This window comes from Stenotrophomonas sp. Steno-Z1 (assembly GCF_056393175.1).
Genome location: NZ_JBWJPB010000001.1, coordinates 366,165 through 381,795, shown reverse-complemented (window position 1 = coordinate 381,795; position 15,631 = coordinate 366,165). Strand labels below are relative to the sequence as shown.

The 15,631-nt window shown below is 70.8% G+C and carries 9 protein-coding genes; 5 read left to right on the top strand and 4 right to left on the bottom strand.

What is annotated here, in order from left to right; translation table 11 throughout:
* Positions 1–19: 19 nt before the first annotated feature.
* The 3 genes from AC06FD_RS01575 to AC06FD_RS01565 all read right to left on the bottom strand — a co-directional run bounded on the left by AC06FD_RS01575 (position 20) and on the right by AC06FD_RS01565 (position 10,386).
* Entirely contained in the window at positions 20–3,190 is a 3,171-nt protein-coding gene (locus tag AC06FD_RS01575) for a hybrid sensor histidine kinase/response regulator (RefSeq protein ID WP_478076824.1), read from the bottom strand.
* Complete coding sequence (locus tag AC06FD_RS01570) at positions 3,187–6,660, bottom strand: sensor histidine kinase (RefSeq protein WP_478076823.1); 3,474 nt, start codon at positions 6,658–6,660, stop codon at positions 3,187–3,189. Before AC06FD_RS01570 ends, AC06FD_RS01575 begins: the two co-directional genes overlap by 4 nt.
* Positions 6,661–6,822: 162 nt before the next feature.
* Complete coding sequence (locus AC06FD_RS01565; protein ID WP_478076822.1) at positions 6,823–10,386, bottom strand: sensor histidine kinase; 3,564 nt, start codon at positions 10,384–10,386, stop codon at positions 6,823–6,825.
* 225 nt (positions 10,387–10,611) lie between these two features.
* Here AC06FD_RS01565 and AC06FD_RS01560 point away from each other — a divergent pair, with 225 nt between their 5' ends.
* Genes AC06FD_RS01560 through AC06FD_RS01550 form a run of 3 tightly spaced genes read left to right on the top strand, consistent with a single transcriptional unit; the run spans position 10,612 to position 12,469 of the window.
* Entirely contained in the window at positions 10,612–11,331 is a 720-nt protein-coding gene (locus AC06FD_RS01560; RefSeq protein WP_259206227.1) for a YceI family protein, read from the top strand.
* A complete protein-coding gene (locus AC06FD_RS01555; protein WP_259206228.1) occupies positions 11,328–11,900 on the top strand; it encodes a cytochrome b in 573 nt (190 codons plus the stop codon). The genes AC06FD_RS01560 and AC06FD_RS01555 overlap by 4 nt, the downstream gene beginning before the upstream one ends.
* Positions 11,901–11,902: 2 nt before the next feature.
* Positions 11,903–12,469 carry a YceI family protein gene (locus AC06FD_RS01550; protein WP_394161057.1) on the top strand — a complete coding sequence of 189 codons (567 nt, stop codon included), beginning with the start codon at positions 11,903–11,905 and terminating at the stop codon, positions 12,467–12,469.
* Between the two features lie 214 nt (positions 12,470–12,683).
* Here the strand turns inward: AC06FD_RS01550 and AC06FD_RS01545 are convergent, their stop codons facing one another.
* On the bottom strand, positions 12,684–12,911 hold the full coding sequence (locus tag AC06FD_RS01545) for a glutaredoxin family protein (RefSeq protein ID WP_394161059.1): 228 nt from the start codon (positions 12,909–12,911) through the stop codon (positions 12,684–12,686).
* 97 nt (positions 12,912–13,008) lie between these two features.
* On the opposite strand from AC06FD_RS01545, the gene AC06FD_RS01540 reads away from it, so the two are divergent.
* Both AC06FD_RS01540 and AC06FD_RS01535 read left to right on the top strand, forming a co-directional pair.
* Positions 13,009–14,391: an L-serine ammonia-lyase gene (locus tag AC06FD_RS01540; RefSeq protein ID WP_259206231.1), complete on the top strand. Its 1,383-nt coding sequence runs from the start codon at positions 13,009–13,011 to the stop codon at positions 14,389–14,391.
* 211 nt (positions 14,392–14,602) lie between these two features.
* Positions 14,603–15,604, top strand: a complete 1,002-nt coding sequence (locus tag AC06FD_RS01535) for an alpha/beta fold hydrolase (RefSeq protein WP_478076821.1) — start codon at positions 14,603–14,605, stop codon at positions 15,602–15,604.
* The last annotated feature ends 27 nt before the right edge of the window (positions 15,605–15,631 follow it).

The following is a 15,631-nucleotide window of genomic DNA, read 5'->3' as shown; positions in this document are numbered from 1 at the left end:
CCGCGTGGCGACGATCCGCTCAGCGGCGCAGGACCTGCCGCACCACGGCATGCAGCGCGTCGCCAGCGGCGGGCTTGTGCAGCAGGCCCACCGCCCCGGCGGTGGCCACGCGCTCGGCCAGGTCGGGGTCGGCCCGGGCGGTGAGCACCACGACCGGCACCTGGCAGTGCTGCGCCTGGAGCACCTGCAGCAGTTGCCAGCCATCCATGCCCGGCAGGTCCAGGTCGAGCAGCAGCATGTCGACGTCGGCCGTGGCCAGCTCGGACAGCCCGGCCAGCGCGTGCGCGGCGACGACCACCTGCACCCCGCGCGCGGCCAGCAGCCCGGCGTGGACCTCGGCCACCAGCGGATCGTCCTCGACCAGCAGCACCCTGCCCTCGCACGCGCCGTCGCCCGTGGGGCCTGTGTCGACCCGGTCGGCACGGTCGCCCGCATCGGCGGCGGCCAGCGGCAGGCTCAGCACCAGCCGTCCGCCGCCGCCCGGCACCGCGTGCAGCCGCAGGTGGCCGTGCTGCGCGCGGGCACAGGCCTGCGCCCGCACCAGGGCCGCGCCGGATACCACGCCAGCGGACCGGGCCACGGCGCGCACCGGCGCCAGGATCTCCAGCAGGATGCCGGCCCGCCCGGGCAGCCAGGCGACCCGCGCAATCAGCGGGCCGGCCCGCCACGCCTCGACCACGGCCTGCAGCGCGCTCTCCAGCAACTGCCGCAATCGGTGCGGGTCCGCCTGCACCCAGCGCTGGCCCGGCAGGTGCGCCTGCAGGGTGAGGCCGCTACCCTGCACGGGCAACGCCTCGCATGCCCAGCGCTGCCAGCCCTGCAGCACTGCCAGCAGATCCACGCGGGCGGACTGCAAGGGCAATCGCCCGGCCTGGATGCGCGCATCGTCCAACGCCTGGTCGACGATCCCCAGCAACGCGCGGGCCGCCTCCTGGATGCGCCGCAGACGCTGCGCCTGCACGCGGTCCTGTACGTCGGCCAGCAACAGTTCGCTCATCCCCAGCACCCCGGTCAGGGGCGTGCGCAGTTCATGCCCGAAGGTTGCCAGGTAGCGTGCCTTGGCCTGCGCCGACTGCTCGGCCCAGCGTCGCCGCTGCAGCGCCGTGCGCCGCCGCCGTGCCTGGGCCAGCGCGCGCCGGCACAGCCAGCCGGCCACCCCGCACACCCCGATCAACGCGAGCGCGCGCAGCAGGTGTACCAGCGGATGCTGCCAGCCCGTGCGCTGCACCTGCAGCGGCAGTTCCTGCACCGTCGACCAGTGCCCATCGCCGCCGCGCTGCTGGTACTGCAGCACATGCGCGCCCGGTGCAAGCTGCGGAAAACCGATCGTGCCGCGGCTGCGCGTATGGCTCCAGCGCTGCGCGCCGTCGCGCAGCCGGAAGCGATACTGCTGGCGCGGGTCCAGCTGCGCGGACAACACCCGCGCGGTGATCTGGATGTCACGGTCATCGGCATGCAGGCGCAGCGGTGGCAGTACCGGCACGCTGATCCGCTGGCCACCGCGCCGCAACTGCACGCGTTCGATCACCAGCGCGGGTGGCGAGGCGGGACGCTCCAGCGCGTCCGGTGCGAAGGCCAGCGTGGCCCGGTTGCGGCCGATCGCCAGCATCTGCGTGCCCTGCGCCTGCAGGCCCGCCTGCAGCACGGCCTCGGGAATGCCGTCATCGCGCGAGTACGCACGCACCTCGCGGCGGTCCGGCGCGATCCTCAACAGGCCGCTGCCGGAGGTTGCCCACACCACGCCGGCGGCATCGGTGGCGATGGCGTGCAGCTGGCCGGCCGGCACGCCATCGCGGTGATCAAGCCGTAGACCGGGCTGCAATGCCTGGTCGTGCCAGGCGTAGCGCTGCAGCGCACCGGGCACGGCGACCCACAGCGCGCCATCCGCAGCCACGTGCAGCGCGTTGACCTCCCCGGACGCGCCCTCCACGCTCACCAGGCGCTCGCCGTCCCAGCGCAGCAGGCCGTGCCGGCCCCCCAGCCATACGCCGCCCTCGGGCATGCAGTGCAGCGACACCGCGCCGTGTTCGGCCGCACTGCCCGCCAGGGGCCAGCGTACGCGCTGCCAGTTCCCGCCGGCGACGCGCCGTTCCAGCCGCTCGCCATGGAGCCGCCATTGTTGGCCGCCCTCACAGGCCAGCTCAGCGCGGATCCTGCCGGCCGCGGCAATCACGCCATCCACGCCCTGTCGCCGGGCCGGCGCCGGTTGCGCGCGGAAGTGCTGCCAGAGCGGCGGCAGCCGCCACACGCCCAGGTACCGCCCCAACAACCACGCCCCTCCCTGGCGGTCTTCGAACACGCTCTGCAGGTGCGGCGGTGCCTCGCGTCCCACCACCGCCAGGCCGACCTCTGCCACTGCGCTGCCGTCGCCCGCTTGCCGCCACACCCGTCCCCCATCGGCCAGCCACTGCGCGCCGTCCGCGCCCATGCCCAACACGCGCGGCCCCGCGGGCCCCGCCACGATCTGCACCGCACTGTCGCCCTCGCTGCGCCATCGTCCGGTCGCAGTGCTGATCCACAGCGTGCCGGCCGCATCACCGGCCATCCCGGTGATCGCCGCCGTGGCCAGGCCTGGCGCCGCGGGGCGCCGGAAGCGGCCGTCGCGCCACAGGGCAAGCCCGCCGCTGGTACCGACCCAGACCCCGCCGGCAGGATGGGGCTGGAGGTGTTCCACATCGCCAGCGGGCACGCCATCACCGCGCAGGGTGGGCAGGTAATGGCGCAGCCGGTGCGGCGCCTGCCACTGGTACAACCCGCCGCCACGCACGCCAAACCACACCCCGTCGCCGTCGGCCAGCAGCGCGCTGATCGCCGCGCCACGCACGCCGACCACCGGGTCGATCCGCGTGCGGTCGGCGGACAGGCGCATCACCGCCCCCTGCGCGGTGCCGATCCACAGGCGGTCCTGCGCATCCAGCGCAAGCCGGGTCAGCACCGTGCCAGCCAGCCCCTGCTCACGCTGCCAGACACGGAAGTGGCGTCCGTCGAAGCGCGCCAGCCCATCCTCGGTGGCGAACCACAGGTAGCCGTGGCGGTCCTGCACCACCTGGTGCACTGCATTGGACGGAAGGCCGTCGGCCGTGGTGAAGCGCACCGCTTCCAGCGGTTGCGCCGCACCTTCGCAGATCAGCGCGGCCAACAGCAGCAGCACCCAGCCCCATCCCGCACGACGGCACACGCGGGCGTTCATCGCGACGCCATGCAGTGCATCAACGCGGCGCGCAATGCGCGACGTTCCAGTGGCAGCCGCAGGAAAGCATCGAATCCGGCGGCCAAGGCGTCACGCTCGGCACCGGTATCGGCGCGTGCAGTCAGCGCCAGCCGCGCCACGCCCGGCAGCCGTTGCGACAGCAGCGCGCCGATCGGCGCGGCGTCGATGCGCCGGTCCGGGTCGGCCACCACCAGGTCCCAGTGCGGGCCCTGCCATTGCGGTCGCTCGCCTGCGTGCAGGTCCGGGCAGCTCACCTCCAGCCCCTGCGCCGCCAGCAGCGCGGCGATGACCTCCGCGGTCGGCCCGTGCCACAGCAGCAGCACCCGCAGGGCCACCACCGGGCCGGTCTCACCCGCAGCAGCCAGCAGCGGCGCACGCGCGTCTGCCAGCGGCAGCCAGACCTGGAAGCAACTGCCGTTGCCGGGTTGGCTGTGAACCTCGATGTCACCGCCCATCGCCTGCGCCAGTTCGCGGCTGATCGCCAACCCCAGGCCGCTGCCACCGTGGCGCGCCAGCGTGGCCGCGCCGTCGGCCTGCTCGAAACGCTGGAACAGGCGCTGCAGCTGGGCGGCCGTCATTCCGGGCCCGGTGTCGGTCACCACCAGCACCAGCCCGTCACCGCCATCGCCGCGGCGCGCAGCGACCTCGACCCGCCCGTGCCGGGTGAACTTGAGCGCATTGCCGACCAGGTTCAACAGGATCTGCCGCAGCCGGCGCGCATCGCCGTGCAGCCAGCAATCCGCGGCAAGCGTGCTGTGCCATTCCAGCCGCAGCGACTTGGCCTGCGCCACCGGCTGCAACAGCGCGTGCAGATCCTGCAACAACAGCGCCGGGACGAACGGCGCCGGCTGCAGGTGCACGCGCCCGGCTTCGATGCTGGCCAGGTCAAGCGCGTCGTCCACCAGCTGTACCAGGTGCAGCCCCGCCTGGTGCAGGCTGTCCACCTGCGCGCGTTGCCGGGGCGACAGCGGGCCGTCGAGCAGCAACGCGCTCCAACCGGACACGGCGGTCATCGGCAGACGGATGCGCTGCCCCAGTTGCCCAAGGAAGCGGGTGCGCTCGGCCGAGGCCTGTTCGGCGCTGCGGTAGCGCCCCCGCAAGGCATCGCGCCGCTGCCGCCGCCGCAGCAGGCAGCGCACCCCGCGCCCGCCTGCCAGCAGCACCAGCAACGCCGCCACCACCAGCCCCAGCCTGCCCGCAGGGGTCTGCCACCACGCGGGGGCGACCCCGAGCACAACGTGCGCCGACGACCAAGTCCCCTCGCCGTGGCGTGCCTGGATCAACAGGCGATGCTCGCCGACCGGCAGCCTGTCGAAGATGCGCTGGGCGACCGCGCCGGTATCGATCCAGTCGCAATCGTGCCCGGGCAGGCGGAAGCGGTACTGGATGCGATCGGGATCGCCGCGCCCCAGCAGGTTCACCGCCACCTGGATGTTGCGATCGCCGCTGCCCAGCAGGATCGGTTCGCTGTCCGGGCGCAGGCTCACGGCCGTGTCGTTGCGCTGCAGCCGCACCGCGTTGACCACCAGTGCGGGCGGCGCCGGGCGCTGCGGCATGCTGCCGGGCTCGTGCAGCAGCAGCCCGCCCTCGCGCACCGCGGCGGCCAGCACCCCGTTGCGCAGGCGAACCAGCCGTTGGCCAAGGATTTCCTGCGCGGGCAGGCCATCGGCGCTGCCCAGCACACGCACCTGGCGGTGCGCGGGATCGAGCCGGACCAGGCCGCGCGCGGCGCCCGCCCAGACGATCCCGCGGGCGTCCACCACCAGCGCCTCTGCACGCACCTGCGGGTACCCGACCGCCGCGTCGATGCGATCGATGCGCTGCAACGCATCGCCGTCCCAGCGGTAGCGCTCCAGCACATCCTGCCGGCTGAGCCACAGGCTGCCATCGTCGGCTTCGGCGACGGCCGCCACCGCGGGCCCCGGCGGCTCGGCGGCGCTGAAGCGCCCGCGCGTGGCGTCCCACAGCTTCAGCCCGTCCCGGTCGGTGGCCCACAACCGGCCCTCGCGATCGCACAGCAATTGCCGCGTCGCCATGCCAGCGGCCAGGCCGAGTGCCTGCGGCGACTGCGCACGTTCGCGCACGCCCTGTGCGGACCACTGCTGGATCTGCATCGGATGGGCCAGCCACACGCTGCCGTCGGCGCAGGCCTGCAGCTGCAACGCCGCGTTGCCGGGTGCCAGGCCCAGTGGCCAGCGCCGGACGGTCCTGCGCACCGCGTCGTAGCGCAGCATCTGCCCGCCACTGGCAAGCCACAGCCGGTGTTGGCTGTCTTCGGCCATGCCGACCGCGGTCGCACTGAAACCGGCGTGCGCGTATTCAAGGTGATCGCTGCTGGCACCGGTGCGCAGGTCGATCCGCTGCAGGCGCCCCTGGCTGCCGGCCACCCACAATCGCCCGTCCGCGGCGCCGGCCAGGGCCAGCGCGTAGTGGCTGCGCAGGCCGGGCAGGCCATCTTCGGCGCTCGGCAGCGCGGTGAATGCACGCCAATGCGCCGGCAAGCGCCAGAGGCCATGGGCGCGGCTGAGCAACCAGATATCGCCGTGCCGATCCTGCAAGGCCTGGCGCATCTCCACCCCGTCGGTGCGCGGACCGTGCAAGGGGCGCAGGGGAATCGCCTGGGTGCGCACGCCCTCCTGCAGAACCAGCCCGGTGTCCTGCTGCAACCACAACGCACCCTCCTCGCTGCGCAGCAGTGGCTGCCCGCGGACCGGCTGCGGATGCGCCTGCCCGGTGCCGTCGAGCAGCGCCCACCCCGCGGCGCTGGCCACATGCACGCCGCCGCGCGGATCGGCCCACAGCGCGGTGACCGCACCAGCGAGCGCGCCCATCCGCTCGGCGCGCCCACCGCGCAGACGGCGCGCGCCATGGTCGGTCCCCACCCATACGACGCCATCGCGATCACGGGCCAATGCGGTCGCCGCCGCGGCGTCCACCGCCACCGGCTGCCACGCCAGGCCGTCAGCCAGGCGCCGGTACAGTTGGCGGTCCGCACCGATCACCCACAGCGCGCCGGTGTGATCGCTGGCGATCGCGCGGATGGCACCGTGGCGCAGCGCGCGCGGTGCATGGTCGGGCAGATGCTCGAAACGCTGCCGGTCGGCGGACATCATCACCAGCCCGTGCGACGCCGTGCCCAGCCACAGGCGGTCGCGGGCATCGATGTGCAGCGCGTACAGCGCCTCATCGATCAAACCGTCCTCGCGCCGCCAGACCCGTGCCCGGCGTCCGTCGAACCGCAGCAGTCCGTCGCTGCCGGCCATCCACAGATAGCCCGTGGCATCTTCGGCCATCGCGCGGACACCGATCCCGGTGAAGCCATCCCTGCGTTCCAACGGGCGCGGCCACGGCAGGTCGAGCACGTTCGAGGCCATCACATACGGCGCCGCGGCCAGCAGCACTGCCAACCGGAACGCGCCTGCGCACGCCCGTGCCACCTTCCAGGCCACGACCTACATCCACCCCATCACAATCATCGGGGCGACGATAAAGCGTTCGCGCCGCGCGAGGCGGCCCGCAACTGCGGCAGATCACACTTTTTCCAGCGCCAGTTCACATCGAACCGAGCCGATCAAAACAGGCCGCCTATTTTGCAGCGCGACCGTGCCGTTTCAGGCGTCGGCCTGTCGCAGTGCACGCGCCTTGGCGATCGCATCGACCAGCAGGTCGCCGGTGACCGGCTTGCGCAGGAACCCGTCGAATCCGCTCTCCAGCACCTGCTGCTCGGCATAGGCATCGGAGCGGGCCGTGACCGCGATCAACGGCAGCTCGTAGCCCATCGCACGCAATTGCCCCGCGATGGCGATGCCATCCAGCGCCGGCAGGTCCAGGTCGAGCAGGCCCACGTCGAAACGACCGGCCGACACTTCGGACAATGCCGCCAGCCCATGCAGCACGTGCAACACCTCATGGCCGCGTGCCCGCAACAGCCCGGTAATCACCTTGGCCACGGTGGGGTCGTCTTCCACCAGCAGTATCCGCAGCGGCGGCAACGCGATCCGCGCGGTGTCCTGGGCATCAACGGGCACCGCGCTGCCGTGCAGCGACCACGGCAAGGGCAACTGCACGGTAAAGCGCGCGCCATGGCCGGGACGACTGTCGATGGCAATCCGCCCGCCCATCGCCACCGCCAGTTCCTGGCAGATCGCCAGCCCCAGCCCGCTGCCGCCGTAGCGCGACGCGGTGCGCGGGCCATCGGCCTGTTCGAAACGATGGAACAAGCGCTGCTGCTGGTCGGCGTTGATGCCCGGCCCGGTGTCGGAGACCTCGAACGCCACGCCCAGGCCGCCCTCGAGCAGGGTGACGCCCAGCCCGACGTGGCCGCGCTCGGTGAACTTGATCGCGTTGCCGAGCAGGTTCATCAGGATCTGGCGCACGCGCATTTCATCGCCACTCACCTGCACCGGCCCCGGCAGATCGAAGCTGCGCTCGAAGGCCAGCCCGCGGTGATGCGCCATCGGCTCCATCAGGGCCTGCACCTGGGCCAGCATCGACATCAGGTCGAAGGGACGGATGTCCAGCTCCAGCCGCCCCGCCTCGATGCGCGCCAGGTCCAGCGCGTCGTTGACCAGGCGCAGAAGGTGGGTGCCCGCATGCTGGATCGAGGCGGCATAGCCGCGCTGCAGTTCGTCCAGCGGCGTGGCCAGCAGCAGTTCGCTCATGCCCAGCACGCCGGTCATCGGCGTGCGCACTTCGTGCCCGAGCGTGGCCAGGAACTGGCTCTTGGCCTGAGAGGCCTGCTCGGCGATCTGTTGCTTGTGCACGGTCAGCTGCCATTGCTGGCGTCGGCGCAGGCGCACCCGCGCCACATAGGCCAGCGCGGCCACCAGCAGCAGCCACATCAGCACGTAGGCCACGATCGCCCAGCCGCTGCGCCACCACGGCGGCAGCACCTCCACGCTGAGCGTGCGCGCGGGCGTCCACTGCCCCTGCGGCGTGGCCGCCTGCACATCGATGGCGTACTGCCCCGATGGCAGCCGCGACAGCATCCGCTCGCCGTCGGCCGCCTGCATCACCCAGTTCTGGTCGTACCCCGAGACCCGGTAGCGGTAGCGGTTGCCCTGCGGATTGGCGAAGGACAGCAGGCGCGCGGTGATGATCAGGTCGCGGTCCTGCGGGCCCAGCACGATCGGCGCATCCGGCGGCAGTGACTGCTGCCCCTGCGCATCGTCGCGACGCACCTGCACGTTGTCGATCACCAGCTGCGAGGGCGGTATCGGCAGGTCCGGCGCGTCCGGATCGAAGCTGACCAACCCGGTCGCGGTGACCGCCAGTACCCGGCCATTGGCCGCGCGCACCGGCGGGCGACCGCTGAACTCCACGTCCGGCAGGCCATCGCGCTCGCCATAGATGCGCAACCGGCGCTGGGGGCCGTCCCAGCGCACCAGCCCACGTGGCGTGGTCGCCCACACCTGCCCCTTGCGGCCGATCACCACCCCGCCCATCGACACCGCCGGCAGGCCCTCGGCCGCGCCGACGCGTTCGCGCAGGGTCATGCTCAGGCCGTCCCAGCGGTAACGTTCCAATGCACCGTTGCGCGCCAGCCAGAGCTCGTCGGGACCGGCCCAGGCGATGTCGAAGATGCTGCCGCGCGAGATGCCCGGGACCTGCTCGAAGCGTCCCTCGCTCCACCGCAGCAGGCCCATGTCCCCCATGATCCAGAGCTGTCCACGCGGGTCGAACAGCATCTGTTCGACCGGGTTTTCGGTCAGTCCGCGCCCTTCGTCGATACGGATGGTGTCCAGCACCTTGCCGTCGGCATCGCGGCGCTGGATGCCGAAGTTCATGATCGACAGCCACAGCTCGCCGTTCGGCGCCTGGCGGATCAGGTCGATGCGCTGGCGCACATCCGAGCCGCCACCGATCCTCCACTCGCGCAGCTGCCCGGTACGCGGCTGGTACAGGCCCAGGCGACCGGCACGGCCGATCCACAACGCGCCATCGGCGCGCGGCAACAGCGACCAGTTGGCGCCCACGCCCAGGCGGGTGTCGTCGGCGATCTGGCGCAGCGTGCCGCGCGCGTCCAACTGGTAGATGCCGTGCGCGCCGGCGATGTAGAAGGTGTTGTCGGCCGCGGCGGCACTGAGCAGGTACACGCTGTCCAGCGGCTTGCCGTCGAGCTGGTACCAGGTGGAGAAGCGCTTCCAGTCCGGTGGCAGGTAGGCCAGGCCCTGGGTGAGCATGGCGATCCACAGGCCGCCTTCATGGTCCTGCAGCATGTCCAGCACGCCGCTGCGTGCGGTGAGGAAGCCGCTGCCGGCATCGCCGGCCAACAGGTGAGCCGTGTCCTGGTCGCCGCGGTACAGGCCATCGGCGGTACCCAGCCAGTAGCCGCCGTTGCGATCATGGACCACCGTGGCCGCGCGCACGTCCGCGCTCAGGGTCCAGGGCGCCTTGCGCACGCTGTCGTCGGCGTCGATCCGGAACAGCCCCTCCTGGGTGCCGGCCCAGACCGTGCCGTCGGGTTCGCGGGTCAGCCGGAACACGCTCTTGCCGCCCAGCTGGTCCGGCGCGATCCGGGTAAAGCGCTTGCCGTCCCAGCGCGCCACGCCGCTGCCGGTGCCCACCCATACCCGCCCCTGCGGGTCGGCCAGCAGCGTATAGATGGTGTCATCGGGCAGGCTGGCCGGGTCGGCCGGGTCGGCGTGGTACTGCACCAACGTGCCGTCTTCCTCGCGGCGGCAGATGCCGTGCCGGTTGGTGCCGATCCACAGCGACTTGGCCGCATACGCCAGCGCCCAGAACTGGCCGTCGCAGCGCGCGTTGAGGTCGGGGAAGCGCTCGAAGCGTTCGCGGCCCGGGCCCAGCATGCTCAGGCCGACGCCGTTGGCCCCCACCCAGACCCGGTCCAGCGGGTCCACCAGCAGGGTTTCGACTTCGTTGCCGGGAATCGAGTCGGGATCGCCGGGGTCATGCCGCCACACGCGCAGGCCGACGCCGTCCACGCGCGCCAGGCCATCATCGGTGGCGGCCCAGACGTAGCCCTGGCGGTCCTGGGCCAATGCCAGCACCATGCGCGAGGGCATGCCTTCGGCGGCACCGAGCCGGCGCATGCGCGGCGTCTCTACCGCTGTTCCTGCCGTTGTCCCCGCGGCCCACGACGCTGCCGGTACCGTGCACATGCCCAGTAGCAGCAACACGATGCCCGCGCACCCGCTACGCGTCCCCATCGCCATCCAGATCTCCCTGTAGCGGCTGATTGTCCCACAGCGCCTGCGCGCGCGCCCGCGCGGCCGGCGCGTGGGGGCGGCGCGGGAGCTCGCCCGCACCGATGCCGACACCGCTGGAACACCTCGTTGTGATCGCGGCCCGCACCACGCCGCACCGCATGCAGCGCTGTTTCCGGGCCCACCACGATCTGTTGCAGCCATGGCACTGCTGGGCATGACGGCGCTGTGCGTATGATCGGCCCAGACCTCCATGGAGCCCGGCCCGTGATCCAGCGCCTGACCCTTGCCCTGCTGCTGTGCGCCACCCCGCTGGCGGCGCTGGCCGCGCCCGATTCCTACCGGCTCGATCCGGTGCATACCCGCGTGCTGTTCGCGGTGGAGCATGCCGGCTTCTCGCATGCGCTGGGCACCGTGTCGGGCAGCGAAGGCGTGCTGGTGTTCGACCCGCAGGACTGGGCCTCGGCCACGCTCAACGTGACCGTCCCGATCCAGCGCCTGGACCTGGGCGATGCGAAGTGGAACACCGCTACCCTGGCGCGCAACCTGCTCGATGGCGAACGTTTCCCCGAGGCGCGTTTCGTGTCCACCCGGGTGGAACCGATCGATGCCGGGCACGCCAACGTCGTCGGCCAGCTCACCCTGCATGGCGTGACCCGCGAAGTCACCCTGGCGGTCACCCTCAATGCACTCAAGCGCCATCCACTGCCGCCGTTCCGCCGCACCGCCGGGTTTTCCGCCACCGCCACGCTCAGCCGCAGCGCCTTCGGCGTGGCGGGCTGGCCGTCGATGATCGGCGACGCGGTGGACCTGCGCATCGAGGCCGAGGCCGTGCGTGACCGCTCTGCCGCTGATCCGCAGGACACACCGCCGGTCGATGCCGAGGGAACTCCATCGCCGCAGTCCCCCTCCAACGCCCCATCCCCACCGCCGGTCCAGGAGACCACGCCATGACAGCCCTGAACACCGCGACCCGTTGGGGAGGCGTCAGCCAGACCCTGCACTGGTTGATCGCCCTGCTGATCCTTGCCATGGGCATCCTCGGGCTGACCATGGGTGAGTTCCCCAAGACGCCGAAGTACTTCTGGATCTACACCCTGCACAAGTCGGTGGGCATCACCGTGCTGGTGCTGGTGGCGGCCCGGCTCGGCTGGCGGCTGTACGCCGGGGCACCGCAGCCGGTGCCCGGCACGCCGACCTGGCAGGAGCGCATCGCATCGGCCACGCATTGGCTGCTGTACGTGTTGATGTTCGCCATCCCGCTGTCGGGCTGGCTGTACGACTCGGCCAGCGGGCTGCGCCCGTTCCGCTGGTTCGGCCTGGTCGACGTGCCCAAGCTCAGTGGGCCGGACCCGGGCCTGACCCAGGTCTCCCACGCCATCCACGAATGGGGCTTCTGGCTGCTGATCGCCGTGGTGCTGGCGCATGCCGGCGCCGCGCTTTACCACCATTTTTACCAACGCGATGCCACCCTTGCGCGCATGCTGCCGCAGGGCTGGCTTGCCTCCCCCCAGAAGGATTGACCATGAACATCAAGCTCACCACTCCCGCGGCCGTCGCCGCCGCCCTTGCCGGGCTGATGGCCACCGCACCGGTGCTGGCCGCCGACTACGTGCAGGCTCCCGGCTCGGTGCTGGTGTTTGCCACCAAGTACGACGGTGAAGTGTTCACCGGCACCTTCCCCGGCTTCGACACCAAGCTCAGCTTCGACCCGGCCAAGCTGGACGGTTCCCGGCTGGACGTGACCATCCCGCTGGCCGGCGCCAAGAGCGGCAACAGCGACCGTGATTCCACCCTGCAGGGGCCGGACTTCTTCAACGTCGGCAAGTTTGCCCAGGCCAAGTACAGCGCCACCACCTTCCGCTCGCTGGGCAACAACCAGTACGCCGCCGACGGCACGCTGGAACTGCGCGGGGTGAGCAAGCCGGTCACGCTTACCTTCACCTGGACCCCGGGCGCGCAGCCGGTGCTGAGCGGCAAGGCCACGGTCAAGCGTCTGGACTTCGGCGTGGGCGGCGGCGACTGGACCGACACCAAGACCATCCCCAACGAAACCGCGATCAGCACCAAGGTCGTGCTGAAAGCGAAGTAAGACGGGATGCGCCGGCCGCTGGCCGGCGCTGCGTAAAGAGGATCCAACCCCGTAGAGCCGACCGTTGGTCGGCTGCCCTCGCTCCTCGCGCCGTCACGGCAGCCGGGGCAGGCAAAGCGGTCAAACAGCCGGGGCGGTCAAGGCAGGCGGGGTTTCAGGGCAGCCCGGGTTTCAGGGCAGCCCGGGTTTCAGGGCAGCCGACCAACGGTCGGCTCTACGCGTTCATTCCGGTCCAGGCCTGCAACGTCTTCACGTCGAACGGCCAGTCCAGCTCGCGCCCCTGCGCGTCCCGCAGCACCGGCACGCGCAGGCCGTAGCGGGCCTCCAGGGCCGGCTCGTCATCGATGAACACACTGTCCAGTCCGGGCACGCGGGCCTGTGCCAGCACCGCCAGGGCCTGGTCGCACAGATGGCAGTCATCACGCTGGAACAAGGTAAACACCGGCCCACCCGCCTTGGGAAATGTTGCGCCGCAATCAAGGTCGGCGCCTGCGACAGCATAGAATAGCGCTCCATCCGATACCCGCAGTTTGGCAATCATGGCTGTCAGCACGTTCGACGTTTTCAAGATCGGCATTGGCCCGAGCTCCTCGCATACCGTGGGACCAATGAAGGCTGCCGAACGCTTCGTGCACCGCTGGTTGCTGGACCCGGGCAGGCTGCAGGACGTGGTGCGCATCCGTGCCGACGTGTATGGCTCGCTCGCACTGACCGGGCGCGGCCATGGCACCGACAAGGCCGTGCTGCTCGGCCTGGAAGGCCAGCGCCCGAACCTGATCGACCCCGACATCATCCCCGAAACGCTGGACCGCATCCGCGGCAGCAAGCGCATCCGCCTGATGGGCACCCACGAAATCGCCTTCGACGAGAAGCGCGACCTGGGGCTGAACAAGCGCCAGAAGCTGCCCTACCACACCAACGGCATGCGCTTCACCGCCTATGACGCCGACGAACAGGTGATCGCCACCCGCGACTACTACTCGGTGGGCGGCGGCTTCGTGGTCAACCAGGACGATGCCGCCGACGACCGCATCGTCCCCGATGAAACCCCCTTGCCGTATCCGTTCAAGAGCGGCGACGAACTGCTCGCGCAGACCGCGCGCAGCGGGCTGAGCATCGCCCAGATGATGTTCGAGAACGAGAAGTGCTGGCGCAGCGAAGACGAGATCCGCGAGCAGTTGCGCGAGATCTGGGGCGCGATGCAGGCCTGCGTGGCCCGCGGCATCCGCCAGGAAGGCACCCTGCCCGGCGGCCTGCATGTGTCGCGTCGCGCACCGGCGTTGTACCGCGAGCTGTCGTCCAAGCCGGAAGCGGGCATGCGCGACCCGCTGACCACGCTGGACTGGGTGAACCTGTACGCCCTGGCGGTCAATGAAGAAAACGCCGCCGGTGGCCGCGTGGTCACTGCGCCGACCAACGGTGCGGCCGGCGTACTGCCGGCGGTGCTGCATTACTTCGACCGATTCTGCCCCGGCGCCAACGAACAACGCATCTTCGACTTCCTGCTGACCTCGGCGGCGATCGGCATCCTGTACAAGGAAAACGCCTCCATCTCCGGCGCCGAAGTCGGCTGCCAGGGCGAAGTGGGCGTGGCCTGCTCGATGGCCGCCGGTGGCCTGGTGGCCGCGCTGGGCGGCAACCCCAGCCAGATCGAGAATGCCGCCGAGATCGGCATGGAACACAACCTCGGCCTTACCTGCGACCCGATCGGTGGGCTGGTGCAGATCCCCTGCATCGAGCGCAATGCGATGGGCGCGGTCAAGGCGATCAACGCCTCGCGCATGGCCATGCGCGGCGACGGCAAGCACAAGGTCTCGCTGGACAAGGTCATCAAGACCATGCGCGACACCGGCCGCGACATGCAGGACAAGTACAAGGAAACCAGCCGCGGCGGCCTCGCGGTCAACGTCATCGAGTGCTGAGCCGCCCCCGGTAGAGCCGACCGTTGGTTGGCTGCTCGGATCCCCGGGTAGAGCCGACCGCCGGTCGGCTGCTCGAATCGCCACGTAGAGCCGACCGTTGGTCGGCTGCTCCACCATCGCGGGGAAATGCAGCCGACCAACGGTCGGCTCTACGCGGCAGCGTCATCGCGGCGGCTCGAGTAAAGTCGGGCTTCCCCCTCCGGAGACCGCCATGCGCATCCTGGCCGCCGCCCTGCTCGCCTGCCTGCCGCTGACTTCCCTCGCCGCCGACACCTACGGCCCGCGCCTGGAAGGCTTCGACTACCCCTACCCGGTCAAGATCTTCGCGTTCGAATCGCAGCGCCAGCCATTGGAGATGGCCTATCTGGACGTTGCCCCGCGCGGCACACCGATCGGCACCGTGGTCCTGCTGCACGGCAAGAATTTCTGCGCGGCCACCTGGAAGGACAGCATCGCCGCGCTCACCGCCGCCGGCTACCGGGTGATCGCCCCGGACCAGATCGGCTTCTGCAAATCCAGCAAGCCCGAGCGCTACCAGTATTCGTTTGGCCAGCTCGCCGCCAACACCCACGCCCTGCTCGCCCACCTCGGCCTGGACGCGGCGACGGTCGACCTGGTCGGCCATTCGATGGGCGGCATGCTCGCCGCGCGCTATGCGCTGATGTACCCGCAGCAGCTGCGCCACCTGGCGCTGGTCAACCCGATCGGGCTGGAAGACTGGAAGGCCAAGGGCGTGCCGTGGCGCAGCGTGGATGCCTGGTATGCCGGCGAATTGAAGACCAGCTTCGACAGCATCAAAAAGTACCAGCTCGAGGTGTACTACAACGGCCAATGGAAGCCCGCGTACGCGCAGTGGGTAAGCATGCAGTCACGCATGTACGACGGCCCGGGCAAGCAGGCCGTGGCCTGGAGCCAGGCGCTTACCTCGGACATGGTGTTCAACCAGCCGGTGGTCTACGAACTGCCGCGGATCACCGTTCCGACCACCCTGTTCATCGGCCAGACCGACCGCACCGCGATCGGCCGCGACCTCGCCCCTCCCGCGTTGAAGGCCACGCTGGGCGATTATCCAGCGCTGGGCAAGGCGGCGGCCGCCGCCATCCCCGGGGCCACGCTGGTGAGCTTCGACGATCTGGGCCACTCGCCGCAGGTGCAGGACCCGAAGCGATTCAACGCAGCGTTGCTGAAGGCGCTGAAGGACGCCCACCGGTAGAGCCGAGCCATGCTCGGCTGCATCTCT